At 71.4% G+C, this 20,127-nt stretch carries 16 protein-coding genes; 13 read left to right on the top strand and 3 right to left on the bottom strand.

Annotated features, from left to right (window positions below; genetic code table 11):
• The first annotated feature begins 52 nt into the window (after nucleotides 1-52).
• From C2L58_RS15555 to C2L58_RS15545, 3 genes are all read left to right on the top strand, one after another.
• Complete coding sequence (locus tag C2L58_RS15555; protein ID WP_103338285.1) at nucleotides 53-2,224, top strand: alpha-galactosidase; 2,172 nt, start codon at nucleotides 53-55, stop codon at nucleotides 2,222-2,224.
• Between the two features lie 94 nt (nucleotides 2,225-2,318).
• Nucleotides 2,319-2,969 (top strand): helix-turn-helix domain-containing protein, encoded by a 651-nt coding sequence (locus tag C2L58_RS15550; RefSeq protein ID WP_103338284.1) that lies wholly within the window; start codon nucleotides 2,319-2,321, stop codon nucleotides 2,967-2,969.
• A 12-nt stretch (nucleotides 2,970-2,981) separates the two neighbouring features.
• Nucleotides 2,982-4,064 (top strand): cytochrome P450, encoded by a 1,083-nt coding sequence (locus tag C2L58_RS15545; RefSeq protein ID WP_103338283.1) that lies wholly within the window; start codon nucleotides 2,982-2,984, stop codon nucleotides 4,062-4,064.
• Nucleotides 4,065-4,086: 22 nt separating this feature from the next.
• Here the strand turns inward: C2L58_RS15545 and C2L58_RS15540 are convergent, their stop codons facing one another.
• On the bottom strand, nucleotides 4,087-4,707 hold the full coding sequence (locus tag C2L58_RS15540; protein ID WP_103338282.1) for a DUF998 domain-containing protein: 621 nt from the start codon (nucleotides 4,705-4,707) through the stop codon (nucleotides 4,087-4,089).
• A 141-nt stretch (nucleotides 4,708-4,848) separates the two neighbouring features.
• Here C2L58_RS15540 and C2L58_RS15535 point away from each other — a divergent pair, with 141 nt between their 5' ends.
• From C2L58_RS15535 to C2L58_RS15520, 4 genes are all read left to right on the top strand, one after another.
• Nucleotides 4,849-5,172, top strand: coding sequence for a YciI family protein (locus tag C2L58_RS15535; RefSeq protein ID WP_103338311.1), 324 nt, complete (start codon nucleotides 4,849-4,851; stop codon nucleotides 5,170-5,172).
• Entirely contained in the window at nucleotides 5,169-7,112 is a 1,944-nt protein-coding gene (locus C2L58_RS15530; RefSeq protein ID WP_103338281.1) for a sigma-70 family RNA polymerase sigma factor, read from the top strand. The genes C2L58_RS15535 and C2L58_RS15530 overlap by 4 nt, the downstream gene beginning before the upstream one ends.
• 173 nt (nucleotides 7,113-7,285) lie before the next feature.
• On the top strand, nucleotides 7,286-8,659 hold the full coding sequence (locus C2L58_RS15525; RefSeq protein WP_103338280.1) for an amidase: 1,374 nt from the start codon (nucleotides 7,286-7,288) through the stop codon (nucleotides 8,657-8,659).
• 127 nt (nucleotides 8,660-8,786) lie between these two features.
• Nucleotides 8,787-9,284, top strand: a complete 498-nt coding sequence (locus C2L58_RS15520; RefSeq protein WP_103338279.1) for a GNAT family N-acetyltransferase — start codon at nucleotides 8,787-8,789, stop codon at nucleotides 9,282-9,284.
• 7 nt (nucleotides 9,285-9,291) lie between these two features.
• Here C2L58_RS15520 and C2L58_RS15515 read toward each other — a convergent pair whose 3' ends face one another.
• Nucleotides 9,292-9,969 (bottom strand): class I SAM-dependent methyltransferase, encoded by a 678-nt coding sequence (locus C2L58_RS15515; protein WP_103338278.1) that lies wholly within the window; start codon nucleotides 9,967-9,969, stop codon nucleotides 9,292-9,294.
• A 46-nt stretch (nucleotides 9,970-10,015) separates the two neighbouring features.
• Between C2L58_RS15515 and C2L58_RS15510 the strand changes: the two genes are divergently transcribed.
• Both C2L58_RS15510 and C2L58_RS15505 read left to right on the top strand, forming a co-directional pair.
• Nucleotides 10,016-10,435, top strand: a complete 420-nt coding sequence (locus C2L58_RS15510; protein WP_103338277.1) for a MarR family winged helix-turn-helix transcriptional regulator — start codon at nucleotides 10,016-10,018, stop codon at nucleotides 10,433-10,435.
• A 122-nt stretch (nucleotides 10,436-10,557) separates the two neighbouring features.
• Nucleotides 10,558-14,208 carry a S8 family peptidase gene (locus C2L58_RS15505; RefSeq protein ID WP_199191285.1) on the top strand — a complete coding sequence of 1,217 codons (3,651 nt, stop codon included), beginning with the start codon at nucleotides 10,558-10,560 and terminating at the stop codon, nucleotides 14,206-14,208.
• On the opposite strand, the gene C2L58_RS15500 is transcribed toward C2L58_RS15505, so the two are convergent.
• A complete protein-coding gene (locus C2L58_RS15500; RefSeq protein WP_103338275.1) occupies nucleotides 14,195-15,229 on the bottom strand; it encodes a helix-turn-helix transcriptional regulator in 1,035 nt (344 codons plus the stop codon). The genes C2L58_RS15505 and C2L58_RS15500 overlap by 14 nt on opposite strands.
• Nucleotides 15,230-15,447: 218 nt before the next feature.
• On the opposite strand from C2L58_RS15500, the gene C2L58_RS15495 reads away from it, so the two are divergent.
• From C2L58_RS15495 to C2L58_RS15480, 4 genes are all read left to right on the top strand, one after another.
• Entirely contained in the window at nucleotides 15,448-17,895 is a 2,448-nt protein-coding gene (locus tag C2L58_RS15495; RefSeq protein ID WP_103338274.1) for a glycoside hydrolase family 3 N-terminal domain-containing protein, read from the top strand.
• Between the two features lie 200 nt (nucleotides 17,896-18,095).
• Complete coding sequence (locus C2L58_RS15490; protein ID WP_103338273.1) at nucleotides 18,096-18,545, top strand: DUF1931 family protein; 450 nt, start codon at nucleotides 18,096-18,098, stop codon at nucleotides 18,543-18,545.
• 67 nt (nucleotides 18,546-18,612) lie between these two features.
• Nucleotides 18,613-19,026, top strand: coding sequence for a CHAP domain-containing protein (locus C2L58_RS15485; RefSeq protein ID WP_103338272.1), 414 nt, complete (start codon nucleotides 18,613-18,615; stop codon nucleotides 19,024-19,026).
• 68 nt (nucleotides 19,027-19,094) lie between these two features.
• A complete protein-coding gene (locus tag C2L58_RS15480; protein WP_233225737.1) occupies nucleotides 19,095-19,805 on the top strand; it encodes a hypothetical protein in 711 nt (236 codons plus the stop codon).
• The last annotated feature ends 322 nt before the right edge of the window (nucleotides 19,806-20,127 follow it).

Raw genomic sequence — 20,127 nt, 5'->3', positions numbered from 1 at the left:
CCCTCGATTGTGGCTCCTTGACACCCGTTAGTGTTGTGGTGAAACTAACTGGGTGCTGACGACGACGTTCACCGCGGCCGACGACAAGCCGACGAGCCCCGGCGTGGTCCACTTCGCCGCCGCCGGCACCAGCCTCGTGCTCGACACGACCGGCGACCGCCTGCCCCGCGTCGTGTACTGGGGCGCCGATCTCGGGCGGCCCACCGAAGCCGAACTGGCGGACCTGGTCCGCGCGGCCCGGCCCCCGGTCGTCTCGAACAGCATCGACCACCCGCTCCCCGTCGGCGTACTGGCCGAAGCCGCCACCGGCTGGGCGGGCACCCCCGGCATCGCCGGCAGCCGGGCCGGTCGGGCGTTCAGTCCGCTGTTCACGAAGACCGCGGTGGACCTGGCGGCGGACGGCACCCTGATCACCGCCGCGCAGGACGCCGCCGCCGGGCTGGCGCTCGAGCTGCGGGTGGCGCTCTCACCGTCGGGCGTGGTGCGCCTGGGCGCGACGGTGACGAACATCGGCGGCGACGACTACGTCCTCGACTCGCTGACCCTCACCCTGCCGGTGCCGGCGAACGCCTTGGAGCTGCTGGACTTCACGGGGCGCCACCTGCGTGAGCGCGCCCCGCAGCGGCACCCGTTCACGGTGGGTTCCCACGTCCGCAGCGGTCGCCGCGGCCGGACCGGCCTCGACGCGACCCTGCTGGTGCTCGCCGGCGAGCCCGGCTTCGGCTTCCGCCGTGGGGAGGTCTGGGGCGTGCACACCGCCTGGAGCGGCAACCACACCACCTACGCCGAGCGCGACGCCGCGGGCGTCGCGATCCTCGGCGGCGGTGAGATCCTGTTGCCCGGAGAGATGATCCTCGCGCCGGGCGAGTCCTACGCCTGTCCCACGTTGATGGGCTCCCACGGCGACGGGATGGACGAGTTGTCCGGGCGGTTCCACGCCGACCTGCGCAGCCGGCCCGAGCACCCCGCGTCGCCGCGGCCGATCGCCCTGAACACCTGGGAAGCGGTCTACTTCGACCACGATCCCGCGAAACTGCGTGAACTCGCCGTGCTCGCCGCGCGGGTCGGCGCGGAGCGGTTCACGCTCGACGACGGCTGGTTCCGCGGCCGCCGGGCGGACGACGCGGGACTGGGGGACTGGTTCGTCGACGAGCGGGTGTGGCCGGACGGCCTGCGCCCGATCGCCGACCACGTCCGCTCGCTCGGCATGCAGTTCGGGCTCTGGGTCGAACCCGAGATGGTCAACCCGGACTCCGATCTCGCCCGGGCGCACCCGGAGTGGATCCTCCGGCCGGACGCGCGGCTCCCACCCGAGGCCCGGCACCAGCAGGTGCTCGACATCTCCCGGCCGGACTCCTACGCCTACGTGCTGGAACGCCTCGACGCGCTGGTCACCGAGTACGGCGTCGACTACCTCAAGTGGGACCACAACCGCGATCTCGTCGACGCCGGGCACACCGCCAGCGGCACGGCCGGCGTGCACGACCAGACCCGCGCCCTCTACCGGCTGCTGGACGAGCTCCGCGCCCAGCACCCGGGCCTGGAGATCGAGTCCTGTTCGTCGGGCGGCGGCCGCGCCGACCTCGCGATCCTCGCCCGGACCGAACGGATCTGGGCCAGCGACTGCCTGGACGCGCTCGAGCGGCAGCACATCCAGCGCTGGACCGGTCTGCTGCTGCCCCCGGAGATGCTGGGCTCGCACGTCGGCGCGCCGACGGCGCACACCACCGGCCGCACGCACACCCTCGACTTCCGCGCCGGCACCGCGTTCTTCGGGCACTTCGGCATGGAGTGGGACCTGACGTCGGCGAGCGGAACCGAACTAGCCGAGCTCACGGCCTGGATCGCCCTGCACAAGCGGTTCCGGCCCCTGCTGCACAGTGGCACGGTCGTCCGCGGCGACCACCCCGATCCGGCGCACTGGCTCCACGGCGTCGTCGCGCAGGACCGCACCGAAGCGCTCTTCGCCTTTGTCGCCCTGCAGACCGGCGCCTGGGCCCCGCCCGGAAACATCCGGCTGCCCGGTCTGGATGCCGGGACCCGTTACACCGTGCGGTTCCTGTCCGCCGTGGAGCGGGTGCGGCGGCACGGGCTGCCTGCGTTTCCGGATTGGGTGGACCGGCCGCTGACGTTGTCCGGCGCGGCACTGGCCACGGCCGGGTTTCAGGCGCCCGCGTTGCGGCCGGAACAGCTGCAGCTGATCCACGTGATCGCCGAGCACTGAGGAGGCGCAGGCGAAGTTCCGGCCGGCCCGGGAAACGCGCGCCGCCGGGCTGCAAACTGGCGGAACCGCCCGCCCAAGGAGTTCACTCAGGGTTGTGACCACTGACTTCGCCCCGCCCGCCGACCTGGCGGACCGCGTCGGGCGGGTGTGGCGGCGCAGTGGGGAGCTGCCGCCCGCGTTGCCGCAACCGTTCGTGGACCTGCTGGTTTTCGCGGACGGTTCGTTGTGGCTGACCGGACCGGAGACCGAGGCCCGGACCGGGAGTCTGACCGAGCCGTTGACCGGAGTGCGGCTGCGGCCGGGGACGTGTGCCTCGGTGCTGGGGATCGCCGCGGACGAGGTGCCGTTGGCGGGGATGCCGTTCCCCGGTTCGGGGCTGGGCGAGGCGTTGCGCGCCTTGCGGGCACCGTCCCGGCCGGCCGATCGGGCGGTGGGTCAGGTCCTCCAGGCCATGCGTGCGGCCCCGGGGGCGCCGGTGTCCCGGCACGCGGCCGCGGTTGGGCTGTCCGAGCGGCAGTTGCGGCGGCGGTTCCTGGTGGTGGCCGGGTTGAGCCCCAAGGCGTACGCGCGGGTGCTGCGGGTGCACCGGGCGGTGGCGTTGGCACGATCCTCTTCGGTGCCGGACTGGGCGGAGATCGCCGTCCGCAGCGGGTTCTACGACCAGCCGCACATGATCGCGGAGTTCCGGCGCGCGGTCGGTTCGTCCTGTGTCCGTTTCTTCCAAGCGGCGGGCGCGGCCGGCTAGCACCCTGTGGCCATGTCCGTCGAGGAGATCTTCGCTTTCCACGCGCAAGAGGTGGGCCCGGTGCGGTTCGCCGAGCCGTTCGGCGGCTGGGTGGCCACCCGGTACCCCGATGTGCGCAGAGTGCTCGCCGACCACGAGGTGTTCTCCTCCGACGAACTGCGCTACAGCACCCAGCCGATCCCGCACGGCGCGAACCCGTTGCTGCGCAGCCTGCAGGCGACCGATCCGCCCGGGCACCACGCCTTGCGGCGGATCGTCAGCCAGGTGTTCACTCCCCGGGCCGTGTCGGCGCTGGAACCGCTGATCACGGCGAAGGTGCACGCCCTCCTCGCCTCGGCCGGGCCGGTTTTCGACCTGGTCGGCGAGGTGGCCCACCCGTTGTCGGTGCACACGATCGCGGGTCTGCTCGGCGTGCGGCCGGCCCGGTGGCCGGATTTCGTCCGGTGGACCGAAGCCATCACGTCGTTCTTCGGCAGGTTCACCGCGGACGAGGCCCGCCGGACCGCCTTCCACCAGGCGTTGACGGAACTGGGGGCCTACTTCCGCGAAGAGTTCGAGCGGCCGGCCGGCATCATCGCGACCCTGATGGCGGCGGGCCTCACCGAGGACGAGCTGATCAACTTCTGCACCCTGCTCCTGATCAACGGCCACGAGACCACCAAGACGCTGCTCGTGAACGCGGTCCTTTGCCTGGCCTCCGCACCGAAGCCGGCCGACGTGCGACCGGCCGTCGAGGAGGTGCTCCGCTACCTGCCGCCCACCGGCGGAACGGACCGGTTCGTCACCCGGCCCACCGCGCTCGGGGGTGCGGAACTCCGGCCGGGCCAACGGGTCGTCGCGATGATCACGGCGGCCAACCGTGACCCCGCTGTCTTCGCCGACCCGCACACCTTCGACCCGGACCGGACGGCCAACCCGCACCTGTCCTTCGGCCACGGAATCCACTTCTGCCTGGGCGCCCACCTGGCCCGCTCGGAGGTCCGCGCCGCCCTCACCGCCCTGCTCGACCGCCCTTGGCGGATCGCGGACCTGGACACCCACCGGACTCCGGTCGGTATCGACGTCCGGAAAGTCACCCTGGCGACCGGCCGGTGAGGACCACCCGTGTTCGCGTGGTTCAGCGGAGGCGGGCGGCGACGACCGCGACCCAGAGCATCGCGGTGATGGCGCCGACGGCGAGGGTCAGCGAACCGGCCGCGCCCCCGGCCATCGCCCAGACGTCGCCGAGCAGCAACGCGCTTCCGGCGACGTGGGAAGCCACGGCGTCCCGGCGGTTGCCGCTGCGGGCGAAGTGGCGGCCGAGGACGTAGCAAGCGGCGATGAGCGAGATGAACGCGATGCTGCCGGCGGCCATGTGCCCGTAGGAGTGCCACGACATCGTCGGCGGCACCCCGGCCGGTGTCCCGGCGGGGAAGCCGTCGGCCGGGTCCATCGGGAGCAGGCCGGCCGCGGCCATCCCGACCCCGTTGACCAGCACGAGCCGTGGCGCCCAAGTGCTGGTCAGGGCCTGGCGAAGGCCGGTCGCGCCGATGACGATCAGCACCCCGGCGACGACGAAGTTCGCGATCTGCAGCCAGCCGAGCGAGCCGGTGCTGAGCATGCTGAGCGGGTGGCGGGTCAGGTCGAACCCGTCGCGGAGGGCCGCCTGCGCCAGGGAGACGGTGCCCCACAGGGGCGCGGCGACGGCCAGGCAGGTCAGCCGGGCGGAGGTGGTGGAGCGCTGGGTCGTGGTGGTCATGTCGGTCCTTTCCCGAAATCCGTTCTTGCCTCGACGTCGTCCGGCCGATGTGACAGGGAATGCCCGCATTCCCTGTCGGATAGGGTGTTCGACGTCGGGGTGACAGGCGGGAACGCCACCGAAAAGACGAGAGGCAAGCCGATGCGCTACCTGATGACGACCAAGGCCACCGACCAGGCCCCCGACGAGAAGCTCTACGCCGAGATGGGCAAGTTCATCGAGGAGATGACCGCGGCCGGGGTGCTGCTGGCCACCGGGGGCCTGAACCCCCAGGGCATCCGGGTCACCTCCGCCGGTGACGAGATCACGGTGACCGACGGGCCGTTCACCGAGGCCAAGGAGGCGGTGGCCGGCTTCGCGCTGGTCGAGGTGCGCTCCGAGGAAGAGGCGATCGAGCTGGCCCGCCGCTTCCGCAAGGTGGTGGGGGACGGCGAGAGCATCATCCAGCAGGTCTTCGGGCCGTGATCGACGTCCGCCGCACGGTCGACGCGGTCTGGAAGCTCGAATCGGCGGGCATCATCGGCGGTCTGACACGGATCGTGCGCGACGTGGGCCTGGCCGAGGAGCTGGCCCAGGACGCCCTCGTCGCCGCGCTGGAGCAGTGGCCGGAGTCCGGGGTGCCGGACAACCCGGGTGCCTGGCTGATGACCACGGCCAAGCGACGCGCGATCGACCACCTGCGGCGGGCGGCCCGGCTCGAGCGCCGGCACGAGGACCTCGCCCGCGAGCTCGATCAGCCTCAGGACGTCGAGCACGAAGACGTCCTGAGGCTGATGTTCCTGTCCTGCCACCCCGTCTTGCCGACCCCGCAGCGGGTCTCGCTCACGCTGCGGCTCGTCGGCGGGCTCACCGCCGCCGAGATCGCCCGCGCGTTCCTCACCTCCGAACAGCTGATCACGCAGCGCGTCACCGCGGCCAAGGAGGCGCTGGCGCGGGAAGGAGCCGCCTTCGAGCTGCCGGCCGGCGAGTCCTCGGCCGGCCGGCTGTCGTCGGTGCTCGAGGTCGTGTACCTGATCTTCAACGAGGGCTACGCGGCGACGTCCGGGGACGACCTGATGCGGCCGGGGCTGTGTCAGGAGGCGTTGCGCCTCGGCAGGCTGCTGGCCGAGCTGGCACCGGACGAAGCCGAGGTGCACGGGCTGGTCGCGCTGATGGAGATCCAGGCCGCGCGGTCGGCCGCGCGGACCGGCCCCGCCGGGGAGCCGGTCCGGTTGCACGAGCAGAACCGGGGGCGCTGGGACCCGTTGCTGATCCGCCGCGGGTTCACGGCCATGCTGCGGGCACGGGACATCGGCGCGCCGCCCGGCCCGTATGTGCTGCAGGCCGCGATCGCGGTGTGCCACACCCAGGCCCGCACCGCGGAGGACACCGACTGGGCCCGGATCGCGACGCTGTACGACGCGCTGGTCCGGCTGCTGCCCACGCCGATCGTCCGGCTCAACCGGGCCGTCGCGGTCGGCGAGGCACGCGGACCGGAAGCCGGGCTCGCGCTGGTCGACGAGCTGACGACCGACCGCACGCTGCGGGACTACCACCTGCTGCCCAGCGTCCGAGGCGACCTGCTCGCCCGGCTGGGACGGCACGCCGAGGCGCGCGTCGAGTTCGAACGGGCGGCGGCGATGACGAAGAACGCGGCCGAACGCGGCTTTCTCTTCCGCCGTGCCGAAGAACTGGGGACGAACACCTCCGCCGTGACCCTCGCGCAGGCCACCACGGAGTTCCTGGCGCGAGAAGACCTCGACACGGCAACCCTGCGCTCCTACGGCCAGACCCTGCGGCGCCTGCGCCTGTCCTTGGGCGACCGACGGCCGCTGGAGTCGTTGACGGCGGAGGACGTGACGAAGGTGTTCGAGCTGTCGTGGCGCGACGCAGCGGCGAAAACCTGGAACCGGCACCGATCGGCGATCCGGTCGTTCACCGCCTGGGGATCGCTGGCGGACCTCGCGGCCGGGCTGCCGCGGCGAACCGAGACACCCCAGCGGATTCCGGCCATCCCCACCGAACACCTCGAGCGCCTGTGGACCCTCGACGCACCGGCGCGCGAACAAACCCTGTGGCGCCTGCTCCACGAGTCGGCGGCCCAGGTGCGCGTCGTGCTGTCGCTCAACGTCGAGGACCTCGACCTGGAGGACCGCCGCGCCCGGGCAAGCGGCACCTGGGTGAGCTGGCGTGCCGCCACGGCGAGGCTGTTGCCCGACCTGCTGACGGGACGCACCCGCGGGCCGGTGTTCCTGGCCGAGCGCAGACCCGGGCCGGCCCGGACGCCCGCGACCCGCGATCTGTGCCCGGACACGGGCCGGAGCCGGTTGTCCTATGAACGGGCCGAGTACTTGTTCAAGCAGGCGACCAGGGGGCTGGATCCTGCGGGCGGTGGCTACACACTTCGCCAGCTCCGCCCTTCATGAGCTGCCGGAAGCGCAGGCCGGCTCGACCCGGGCCACGCGCTCTCCGCGGCAGAAAAGTGTGTTGATCATGCGGCACAGGGGTCCGTGCAGCGGTCACGGTCTCGCCGCCGCGTTGCGCGGCTCGGGGTGCCGTCCACGATGGGTGCCGGCTCCCGTCATTACGATCATCGACTATGGACACCGCCGATTTGGTCTGGCTCGACGCGACCGAGCTGGCGCGCCTCATCGCCGTCGGCGAGGTCACCGTGGTCGAGGTCGTGCAGGCGCATCTGGATCGCATCGAGGCGCTGGGCGAGCGGGTCAACGCGTTCGTCACCGTGCTGGGCGAGCAGGCCCTCGCCGCTGCCGCTCGCCCGCGCACCGGGCCGCTGGGTGGCGTGCCGTTCACGATCAAGGACTCGTTCGACACCGAAGGCGTGCGGACCACCCGGGGATCGTCGTTGTTCGCCGATCACGTCCCGGACGCCGACGCCACCGCCGTGGCGCGGCTGCGGGCTGCGGGCGGAATCCCGTTGGCGAAGACCAACCTGCCGGAGATGTCGTACTGGACCGAGACCGACAACCTGGTCGCCGGCCGGTCGCTCAACCCCTACGACCCCGAGCGCACCCCCGGCGGTTCCAGCGGAGGCGAGTCCGCGGCCATCGCGGCGGGTCTGTCGCCGCTCGGCCTGGGCAGTGATGTCGCGATCTCCGTGCGCGGACCGGCTCACGACACCGGCATCGCCTCAATCAAACCCACCCATGGGCGGGTGCCGTGCACCGGCCATTTCCCGCACGCGCTGCGGCGTTGGTGGCATGCCGGCCCGATGGCGCGCAGCGTGCGTGACCTGCGGCTGGCGCTGTCGCTGTTGGAAGGCCCCGACGGGCGGGACCCCTACGCGGCCGCCCCGGCCGCCGCCCGGCCCGGCGGGCCCGCCCGGATCGGCTGGACCACCGACGCGTTCGGCCCGATCGACCCCGAGGTGGCCGATACGGTGGTGTCGGCGGCGGTGGCTCTGTCCGACCTCGGTCTCCAGGTCGAGCAGGTCGGCGTCCCGTGGCTTGCCGAGCACGACTGCACGCGGATCTCGGCGACGCTGTTCACCGCTGAGATGCTGCCCTACCTGCGCGGCATCACGGCCGGGCGGGAGGCGGAGTTGCACCCGGTGATCGCGCGGACGCTCCAGGCACCGGACGTCACGATCGCCGACTACCTCGCTGCCGAAGGCGAGGTGGAACAACTGAGGTCGGTGTTCACGCACTGGTTCCGGGCCTACGATGTGCTCGTCTGCCCGGTGGTGACGATCCCGGCGCCGCCGCACGCGCAATCCAGTTACGTTGTCGGCGGGGAGAAAGTGCCGGCCCGCAACGTCATGCGGGCGACGGTGCCATTCAACCTCACCGGCCTGCCCGCCGTCTCGCTGCCGTTCGGGACGACCGCGGGCGGCCTGCCCGTCGGTGTCCAGCTCATCGGCACCTGGTGGGCCGACAACGACCTCCTCGCACTGGCCGAACGACTCGAGTCGGTCAGCCCGGTCCGCGACCGTCGCCCACCACTCCAGCCCTGACGTACCCCGTCCTGGCCGGCCAGTCTCGAAGCGAGCGGCAAGCACGTCGTCGACGTCACCGCCGATGATCATGTTCAGGACTCCGGCGCCATCTGCGTCCGTCTTCGGGTGTGTAGCCTCGGCAGCTGTGAGCTGGCTGCCCGACGACTTCGTCCACCCCGTCTCCACGCCCGTGCCCGGAACCGCGCTTCACCTGCGGCCGATCCGCGAGGCGGACACTGCCCTCGATTACCCCGCTGTGATGGGCTCCCGGGAGCGCTTGTGGAGCATCTTCGGTCCGGCCTGGTCCTGGCCGAAGGCGTCGATGACCTATGAAGAGGATCGCCTCGACCTGCTGCGGCACGAGAAGGAGATAGCCGCGCACCAGTCGTTCAACTATGCGCTGCTGGACGAGGAAGAGACCGCGATCCTCGGCTGCGTGTACATCGACCCGCCCGAGCGCACCGGTTCCGACGGCGAGGTGTCCTGGTGGGTGGTGGACGACCTCGTCGGCGGCGAAGTGGAGCGTGCGCTCGATACGCTGGTGCCGCGGTGGATCGCCACCGACTGGCCCTTCCGCCGGCCCCGCTTCCTGGGCCGCGACATCACTTGGCAGGATTGGCTGGCGTTGCCGCCGATCTCGTGACCACCGGTCAGGACAAGTGCGCCGACAACAGCCAGGCGGGTGCCGACTTGCGGCCGTTGCCCTCGTCCCGGACGTCGCTGCCCGCGAAGTCCGCGAAGCCGGGGAAGTTGTCCGGGACGTTGGCGTGGATGCGGGCCGGCCGGATGTCGTCGATCGTCCAGTACGCGCCCACCACCTCGCGCAGTTCTTCCGCGGAGACCGGGTTGACCCGGTCCGAGGGCACGGTGGCGCTGTCGAACACCAGCACGAAATAGGACGCGCCCGGCGATGCGGCGCGCACGATCGATTCCTGGTAGGGCCGGCGCAGCTCGACCGGCATCGAGTGGAACAAGGTGCTGTCGACGATGGTGCCGAACCGGCCGTCGTAGCCGGTGAACGTGCTGATGTCGGCGACCGCGAAGGTGGCGTTGGCCAAGCCGCGCCGGACGGCTTCCGCACGCGCCAGCTCGATCGCGGTCGCCGACTGGTCCAGGCCGACCGTCGTGAAGCCCCGCTCGGCCAGGTGGAGCGACGTCGCGCCCTCGCCGCAGCCGGCGTCGAGGACCTCGCCGTGGAGGGCGTCCGCGTCGATGAGCGCGGCGATCTCGGGTTGCGGTTCGCCGATGCTCCACGGCGGCCGGAAGCCCTGCCCCATCTCGGGAGCCTGGCCACGATAGGCGGATTCGAACAATGAGGGGTTCGTCATGCACCCCAGAGTGTCAACCCGGTTGATATATGTCAACATGGTTGACATGGAAAAGGTCCGGGACGAGCCGCTCGGCTACCTGCTGCACCGGGTCACCGCGGCCTTGCGCGCCGAGGTGGCCGCCACCGTGCTGGGGCCCGCCGGCTTGGCGGCCCCCGAATACCTCTGCCTGCGGATGCTGGCGCAGGCGCCGAAGTCCAACGCCGAGCTGGCCCGCGAAGCTCAGGTGTCGCCGCAGGCGATGAACAAGGTGGTGCGCGAGCTGCAGGATCGCGGCCTGGTGACGCGACCCGCCTCGGTGCCGTCCGGGAGGTCGTTGCCCGCCACGCTGACGCGCGAGGGCATGACCCTGCTCGCGCGCCTCGATCCCGAAGTGGCCGAGGCCGAGGATCGGGCCCTGGCCGGGCTCGACGACCACGGCCGGCGTGAGCTCCGGCGGCTCCTCGTCGCGGCGTTCCGCCGGTAGCCGGCCGCTGACGAAGATGCGACGTGTCGTGATTCGGACGCGTCCGCCCTAGTGACGGATGACGGCGGCGGCGTGAGCCTGGTGCGATGCACTGGAGATCATCCGTTCCGGTCCTCGCTTGCGTGAGCATCCTGGCCGCGGGCACCGCCGGCGTCGCGAACGCGGCCCCCGGCCGGCAACCGGCACCGCCACCCGCGGGCCTCGAACGCCATTCGGTCACCCTGCTCACCGGGGACGTCGTCCAGGTCGAACGGCAGCCCGGCGGCAAGCAGGCCGCCACCGTCCGGCCCGCGCCGGGCCGGGAGAAGATCCGGTTCCACCAGCAGGAGGTCGACGGCCACCTCAGCGTCTTCCCCGAAGACGTCACCCCGCGGCTGGGCTCGAAGCAGGTCGACCGGACCCTCTTCGACGTCACCGAGCTGATCGCCGAGGGGTACGCCGACGAGCAGTCGGCGACCCTGCCGCTGATCCTCACCTACCGCAAGGGCACAGACCTCCGGAAAGCCACGGCAGCAGCCGACCTGGGCGCGACGCTGACCAGCGTCAACGGCCGTTCCGCGCGGGCCGGCAAGGCGAATGCCACCGCGTTCTGGGCCTCGTCGGGAAACCTCGAGCGGATCTCCCTGGACCGCAAGGTCCGGGCCTCCCTCGATCGCAGCGTCCCGCAGATCGGCGCCCCCGAGGCGTGGGCCGCGGGCTACGACGGCACCGGCACCACGGTCGCCGTGCTCGACACCGGCTACGACCCCACCCACCCCGACCTGGCCGGCCGCGTGAGCGAGGCGGTCAACTTCACGACCAGCCCCGACACGACCGACCACTTCGGCCACGGCACGCACGTCGCCTCGACGATCGCGGGCTCCGGCGCCGCCTCGGGCGGCCGGCTCAAGGGCGCCGCGCCGGGCGCGAAACTGCTCGTCGGCAAGGTGCTCGACGACGACGGCTTCGGGTACGAGTCCTGGGTCCTCGCCGGGATGGAATGGGCGGCGCACTCCGGCGCCAAGGCGGTCAACATGAGCCTCGGCGGCGGCCCGACCGACGGCACCGACGCCCTCAGCCTCGGCCTCGACGCGCTCAGCGAACAGACCGGCACGCTCTTCGTGGTGGCCGCCGGCAACGACGGCGAACAAGGCGCCTACACCGTCGGCTCGCCGGGCACCGCCGAAGCCGCGCTGACCGTCGGCGCCGTCGGCCGTGACGAGAGCCTGGCGTCGTTCTCCAGCCGCGGACCGCGGTTGGGTGACAACGCGGTCAAGCCCGACATCACCGCACCCGGTGTCGGCATCGTCGCCGCCCGGGCCGCGGGGACCGCCATGGGCGACGTCGTCGACGACCACTACACCGCCGCTTCCGGCACCTCGATGGCCACGCCGCACGTCGCCGGCGCGGTGGCGATCCTCGCCCAGCAGCACCCCGGCTGGACGGGCAGTGAGCTCAAGGACGCGCTGGCCAGCACCTCCCTGACCGCCCCCGGGCGCTCGGTGTTCGAGCAGGGCGGCGGCCGGGTCGACGTGGCGCGCGCGGTGAAGCAGCAGGTGTTCGCCACCGGCACGCTCGACCTCGGCGCGGTCGAGGACGGCCGGGCGCCGGTGTCCGAAGAGGTCACCTACACCAACGCCGGCACCACACCGGTCTCGCTGAAGCTCGCGCTCGACGCCAAGTCCCTCGCCGGTGTCCCCGCCGGGGACGGGATCCGGCTCGGCAAATCCACTGTGGACGTTCCGGCCGGTGGCCGGGCGACCGTCACGATCACCGGCGACCCGGCGAAACTGGCGCCGGGCACCTACAGCGGCCGGCTCACCGCGACCGCGAACGGTGTCGTAGTGCACACCGCGCTCGGCGCGGACAAGACCGCGCCCAAGCACAAGGTCACCCTCACCGCCCTCGACCTGCAGGGCAAGCCGACCATGGCGCCGTGGCTGCTGATGTACGGCGAGGACTACCGCTTCGACGTCAACACCTGGCTGGCCGGCGACGGCCTGACGGTCGAGCTCGGCGCGGGCGTGTACTACCTGACCGCCCAGGTCAACGGCAGCGAGGACGGCCTCACCGCGTTCCAGGTCGTCCAGCCGGAGATCCGGGTCACCGGCGACACGACCGTCGTCCTGGACGCCCGCAAGGCGGTGAAGGTGGACATCCGGACCCCCCAGCCGTCCGAACAGGCCGGGATCTGGAGCTACTACACCTACCGGGAGCTCGGCCCGCGCAAGATCGCGAACTACGCCATGCAGTTCGACTACACCCGCGAGCTCCGGGTCACCCCGACGCCGAAGGTGACGACCGGCGCCTTCGAGTTCGGCTCCCGCTGGTCGAGGATCGCGCCGCCGTTGACGGTGAACGTCCTGGGCGGCCGTGCTCCGCTCACGAACCGCTACCTCGCCGGCTCGCCCAAGCTGGACGGGTGGCGGCTGCTGCAGGCCGTCTCCGCCGGACAGGGAAAACCGGCGGACTTCAAGAACGTGCGGGGCAAGGCCGCGATCGTCGACCCGGACCCGGCGGACTACAACCGCGACGAGGTCTCCCGTGCCGCCGCGGAAGCCGGGGCGGCGATCGTCTTCATCACCGTGCCGGACGGCTGGAGCACCGCCTCGGTGCCCTCGATCAGCGCGGCGCCGTTCCTCAAGATCCCGACCGTCCAGCTCGACCGGGACGAGGGGCTCGCGCTGCTGGCCGGGATCAAGCGCTTCCCGGCGTTCCTGAGCCTGGACGGGATCGCGGTCAGCCCGTACCTCTACGACGTCGTGCAGACCGAGCACGACCGGATCCCGGACAAGATCGTGCACCAGGTCACCGCCGCGAACACCGCGACCGTCACCACCCACTACCGCCAGACCGGCAGCGGCGGTGCGGCCAAGGAGCAGCGGTTCGCGTGGAAGCCGTGGCAGGACTTCGCCGTCAACGAATACCAGCGGTACGTGACGACGCCGTCGACCCGGCAGGAGTACGTCAGCTCCGGGGACGTCCAGTGGCAGCACCGGGTCAAGCACGGCCTGGTCTGGGACGAGATGTCGCCGCTCGACGGCGGCATGACCGCGGCGCCGCGCACCTACACGGGCCGGGAAAACCTCACCGAGGACTGGTTCGCGCCGGTCGTCCGGCCCGCCATCCCGCGGGGCGTGCCGGGCATGGACTCGACCCGCGAGGGCGACAACCTCCGGATCCGCGTCCCCGAGTTCGTCGACAGCCAGGCCGGGCACTACGGCTTCAACGAAGGCGACGACCAGGCCGGACCGGCCACCACCTCGGCGAAACTGTTCCGCGACGGCAAGCTCGTGTCGGAACAGCCCTACGCGTTCGGCACCTTCCCCGCCGGCGCGGACCCGGCGACCTACCGGCTCGAGGAGTCGGTGCGGCGTGATTCGCCGGAGTGGCTCTTCGGCACCAGCACGCAGACGTCGTGGACGTTCCGGTCGGCCCGGTCGGCGGCCCCGGCGCTGCTTCCGTTGCTGCAGCTGGACTACGCGGTCGACGCCGACTCCGGCAACCGGCTCCCGGCCGGTCGCCGGGCCAGGATCGGCCTGACCGCGCGGTTCCAGGACGGGATGGCCGCGCCGGACGTGCGGTCGGTGAAGGCCTGGGCGTCCTACGACGACGGCAAGACCTGGCGCACCGTCGACGTCAAACGCGCCGGGAAGTCCTATGAGGCCACGATCGACCACCCGTCGCTCGGGGCCACGAACTCCTACGTCGCGCTGCGGGTGCAGGCCACCGACACCGCGGGCAACGCCGTCGACCAGACGGTGCTCCGGGCGTACGGGCTCAGCTCGAAATAGCGTCACCCAGGGGCTCCGGGTGCCTTCCGCCGTCACGCGGCAGGAGGTGCCCGGGGCTCGGCTCGTCCAGCCAGCCGAGCTTGCTGGCCTGCCAGGCCAGCTGCATCCGGGTGCGGGCGTCGACCCGGCGCATGAGGTCCTGCAGGCGCCGCTGGACGGTCCGGTAGCTGACGTTGAGCTGGGTCGCGATCGACTTGTCACTGACCCCGCCGATGAGCAGGGACAGCAGCCGCCGCTCATCGGGGTCGAGGTGGGGGGTGGGCGCGGTGTCGCCGATCCGCAGCGGCGACGCGCGTTCCCAGTAGACCTCGAACAACGCGACCAGCGCGGACAGCAGGCTGCTCTCCCGGACGAGCGCGGCGGTGGGTTCGCCCGTGCTGTCGTGGGTGACCAGCGGGCACAGCGCCACCCGGCGGTCGGAGATGGCCAGGCGCACCGGCAGTTTCGAGATCGAGCGGGCGATCTCGCCGCCCTCGATCCCCTCGAGGACGTTGACGATCCGGCCGGGTTCTTCGAGCAGGCCTGTCTCGTAGATCACGCGATACTGCACGCCGCGGGCCTGCGCCAGCGCCTCCTCGACGTTCTCCGAGGCCGCCATCGCGACGTTGCCCTCCAGGCAGAACCACAGGGACTCTTCGCGGGCGCCGCGCTGGATGGCCAGCGCCTGCCGCCGGATCGCGTCCACCCCGGTGATCACCTCGACGAGCTGCGCGGAGTCGCGCCGCCGCGCGCTGCCGCGGTACTCCTCGGCGAGCTGGGACACCGCGGCCCTGGCGGCCTCCAGCTTCTCCTGGCCGTGCACCAGCAGCGGGCCGAGGGAGACGTCCGGTGGCGCGGACACGTAGTGCCCCTCGGTCCGGCTGACGAGCCCCTTCGCCAGCAGGGCCTCCAGGATCGGCTCCAGCTCGCCGCGGCCCACGCCGGCCCGGCCCGCGATCTCGTCGGGCGTGGTCCGGTACCCGCCGACGATCACTCGGTAGACCCGTTCTTCCCCGGGAGTCATGCCCAGCGCTTCCAGCACACTGCCTCCTAGCCACGCGGCCAACGCTTTCCGTCGGCGTTGACGGCTCTTGGACAACGTACAACGGGGCTCGCCGACCCGGGCCACCTCTTACTTCAAGGCGTGGACGAACGGGCGTCCGGCCGCCGTTCGGCGCTTTACAGCCCCGGCGGAAGGTGCCTAGGGTGCGCTCGCCCCAATGCGGCCGGTCAGTACCGACCACGGCTGAAGGAGGTCAAGTGTTCCGCAACCACAGACGCAGTACCCGCGCCACCGTCACGGTGTTCGCGGCGGCGGCCCTGCTCGCGGTTCCCGCGTTCACCGCCAGTAGCAGTGCCGCCATCGATCCGGGCGCCGCGCCCTGGGTGGACACCCATCGCCCGGTGCCGGCGCGGGTGGAGGCGCTGCTGCACGCGATGACGCTGCCCGAGAAGGTCGGCCAGATGGACCAGCAGCTGGTCGGCACGCTGACCGACGCGAACAGCGCGACGTGCGGCAACAACGGATTCAACCTGCCCAACCCGGAATGCATGCGAAAAATCCTGGTCGACGCCCACGTCGGTTCGATCCTCGCGGGCGGTACCGACAACCCGGTCGACACCACGGGCAAGGGCGGCGTGGGCAACACCGGCTACGACTGGGCGAACGAGTACAACATCATCCAGCAGTTCGCGATCAAGAACTCGCGCCTGCACCTGCCGGTGGTGTTCGGCGTCGACGCGGTGCACGGCTTCGGCCACCCGTGGCAGGCGCCGCTGTACCCGCAGTCCATCGGCATGGGCGCCACCTGGGACCCCGCGCTCGCCCAAGCCGGTGGCAAGGCGACCGCGGACGCCCTGCGCGCCACCGGCTGGAACTGGAACTTCGCCCCGGTCCAGGACATCGCGCGCGACAACCGGTGGGGCAGGACCTACGAGACGTGGGCCGAGCAACCGGTCCTGTCGGCCGCGATGGGCGCCGCGAACATCAAGGGGATGCAGACGCCGGGCAGGCGCGGTGAGCTGAACGTCAGCGCGACGGTCAAGCACTTCGCCGGCTACTCGCAGTCGGTCAACGGCCACGACCGGGCCGAAGCGCTGCTCCCGATGAACTACCTGCAGACGACGATCCTGCCCTCGTACGCGGCCGGGATCGACGCGGGCGCCGGGACGGTGATGGTCAACTCCGGTTCGATCAACGGCGTTCCCGCCACTTCGTCGCGCTACCTGCTGACCGACATCCTGCGCAACCAGCTGCACTTCCAGGGGGTCGTGATCAGCGACTACCAGGACGTCACCGCGTTGCAGACCGCCTACCACATCGCGCCGGACCTTTCGGGTGCCATCGCCGCCGCCGTGAACGCGGGCGTCGACATGAGCATGCAGGTCTCCGACCCGGCGGGGTGGCAGGCCGCGATCCTGCAGGCCGTCGACACGGGCAAGATCTCGCACGCGCGGATCGACCAGGCCGTGCGCCGCATCCTCACGCTGAAGTTCCAGCTCGGCCTGTTCGACCAGCCGTGCGTGGCCGACCCGGCGAAGCCGTGCGTCGACGCCAACGCCGCCAACGCTGCTGTCACCGCGGGCCGCGATCAGACGGCGAAGGCCGCGCGGGAGTCGATCACCCTGCTGCGCAACGAGAACAACGCGCTGCCCTTGCCGGCGGGCGCGAAGGTCGTGGTGACCGGCCCGAGTGCGGACTCGATGACGAACCAGCTCGGCGGCTGGAGCGTGAGCTGGCAGGGCGTCGCGGGTGCGGGGCACGTGTGCTGCATGGGCCCCGACAACCAGATTCCGCCGGGAACCACCGTGCTGAACGGCATCCGGGCCGCGGACCCGGCCGCGGTCTACGCGCCGGACCAGGCCGGCGCCGTCGCGGCCGCGGCGGACACCAGCGCCTACGTGGCGGTGGTGGGGGAGAAGGCCTACGCGGAAGGGCTGGGCGACAACCCGGCTCCGGCCCTGGCGCCCGACCAGCAGGCCCTCATCTCGGCCCTGGAGGCGACCGGCAAACCGGTGATCGTCGTGGTCGTCGCGGGCCGGCCGGTCGGGCTGGGCCCGGCGGAGAAGGCGAACGCGGTGCTGATGGCCTACCAGGGCAGCACGGAAGCCGGCACGGCGGTGGCGGATGTGCTGTTCGGCAAGACGAACCCCGCGGGCAAGCTCCCGATCAGCTGGCCGTCCGACGCGCCGGCCGTCGGCGCCGACTTCGCCGGCACGGCCCCGTCCCCGCTGGGGGACCAGCCGAAGTTCTTCGACCAGCTGCCCAGCACCGCGTCCGGTCCGGGCAACGCGTACAACCCGCAGTTCCCGTTCGGTTACGGCCTGTCGTACACGACGTTCACCCACACGAACCTGGCGGTGACGCCGAAGGTCGCGCGCGACGGCACGGCCACCGCGACGTTCACCGTCACCAACACCGGAACCCGCGCCGGCACCGACATCGTGCCGGTGTACGTGGCCCAGCCGGTGAGCCCGGTGGTCGTCCCGCCGCAGCGGCTGGTCGGCTTCGCGCGGGTGACGCTCGACCCGGGCCGGTCCCAGGTGGTGCGCGTGTCCTTCCCGGCGGCGGCGCTGGCCGAAAGCGTGGGGGACATCAACGCGTCCGGCCCGCCCGCCGTGGTGCCGGGCGGTTACGTGCTGCAGCTGGACAAGAACGGCACGACGCCGTACGCGGTGGACGTGTCGGCGCCGTTCGTGATCCAGTAGCGGTGCCGGTTGCGGAGCGACGCCGGCACGTCGCTCCGCAACACCGGCCCGGTCTCCGCTCCTGCTCTGCCGGGTCGATCGTTCCCGCGAATTTCGACCTGCCGGGCGCAGGCGCGGACCCGGCCGTCCTTGTCACTGTGTGTGGGTATCCGAGAGATCATCGCGACGTTCGCCCGCGAACATCACTCACAGGAGGTCAGATGCCGGTCATGGGTGCGACGAGGTTCGAACGGTTCTTCCGGATGGCCGCGAGCCTGAATGTCGACAAGAGCGATCTGAAACGGTACGACGAGTTCCTGGACCGCAAGATCTACGACCTCTTCTTGGTCGCCAAGGCCGCGGCCAAGGCCAACGGGCGGGACATCATCGAGCCGAGAGACCTGCCGATCACCAAGGGACTGCAGGAGCGCATGCACGAGTTCCTCAAGCTGGAAGAGGACCTGGAAGTGGTGCCGCTGCTCGAGCAGCTCCTGAGCCGTCCCCCGCTCGGGATCGCGATTTCCGAAGAGACCGAGGCCCGCCTCCCGGCCGTCGCCGGCGGCCTCAGCGTGGCTCTCGCCCAGGCTTTCAAGATCATCGACCCGCGCGTCAAGAACCCCGGCTCCGAAGAGTGGGACCAGGTCTTCCGGATGTTCGAACTGCTCCTCTGAAAGGGCCACGCTTCCGTCAACGAACTGTGGGAGACTTTCTTCGCTGCCGGATCCACGGGGGGTTTCGATGAGGCATGCTCTACGGTTCTGCGGGATCCTGCTGACGCTGTCGGCCGCGCTGGTGGCGACCCCGGCCAACGCGGCGCAGGCCCCGGCCGTCAATCGCTACGCGCCCGGCGAATGCACCTGGTGGGCCTCCGCTCGCCGCGCCGAGGTGGGCCGCCCCATCCCGCAGGTCTGGGGTAACGCCAAGACCTGGGATGACTTCGCCCGCCGGGACGGCTATGCGGTCGACCAGACGCCCGCGGTCGGCGCCATCATGCAGTCGGACGCCGGAAGCCTCGGCCACGTGGCCGTTGTCGAGACCGTCGATGCCGACGGCCGCTGGCAGGTCTCCGAGATGAACCAGGTCGCCTGGAATGTCGTCAGCTACCGCACGTTCACCGCAGCGCAGGCGGCTTCCTACGACTTCATCCACTAGAGACTTCCAAGCTCCTGCGACTGCTTCGGGCCGGTGATCGACGCCTACGAAGGGCAATCCAGCCGATCATGTTCGCACCGCACGTCCACCGGATCACCAAGTACGATCCCGCCGATCGCGACGACCAGGGCGCGTACCGCGGTTCCGAGGACGTATCGAGCGACTACGGGCCGGTGGAGGCCGCCTACGTCGCCGCCGTGACGGCGTTCGCCGAGGATGCCGGCGTGTCCCGGCTGACCATCCGCGACCCCGCGTTCAGCGGGTTCGTCCACTTCGGAGTCGAGCCGCCCGTCGACGGCCACGGGCTGTTCCGGCCCGACCTCACCGGCTACCACGACGGCGCGCCGATCACCCTGGACATCGGGCGTGAGCTGCTGCGCGCCATGCTGCGGGGCAACGGCGTGTGGTGCCGGCTCGAAGCCGAGGACCGGTTCTTCGTCCATGTCGGCTACGACCAGTACCTGTACATCGGAACCGCGCAGCCGTGCGGACGTGCGGTCGCGCTGACCGCCGCGAGCGGGTTGTTCGTCGAGCCGCTGGACGGCTCGCCCTACGACCCATCGTCGGCAACCACTCGCGCTGGCATCGGCTCACCGCCGAGGCCACGGTGCCGGACCTCGGTCCGCGCGCCCTGTTGTCCGTGTGGCCGGACCTGTCGGCCGATATTCCGGCCGTGCTGCGCACGATGTCACCGGACTTCGCCGGCTGGGTCGTCGTGGAACACGCGGACGGCCGCATCCACAGCTTCCACGCCGACGGCGATGACCGGGCCGGTTTGACCGAGGCGTTGGCAGACATCCGCGCGGCTACCCTGCTGCCGCACACCACCGACCCACTGCTCGTGGCCGTGGAGCCGGACGACGACGGAATCGTCCGCGCTCGCTGGCCGATCTGAACCACGTAGCCGAGCGGTACAGCTTTGCCGGGGTCGAGTGCAGGTCGAGCGAGTCGAACCGGATGCCGGACCTCCTCATCCACCTCGCTGGTAGTCGCCTCGCAGACGGCACCGGCAGCGTGCCGGGAATGCGAGCGACTGCTTCCGAGACCCCCATCGTTTTCGGCAGAATCCCGGTATGGACACCGGTTCGTTTGCGGAATACC

Source organism: Amycolatopsis sp. CA-126428 (genome assembly GCF_002904335.1).
Classification (GTDB): Bacteria; Actinomycetota; Actinomycetes; order Mycobacteriales; family Pseudonocardiaceae; genus Amycolatopsis.
This window is presented reverse-complemented; position numbering and strand designations above follow the sequence as displayed.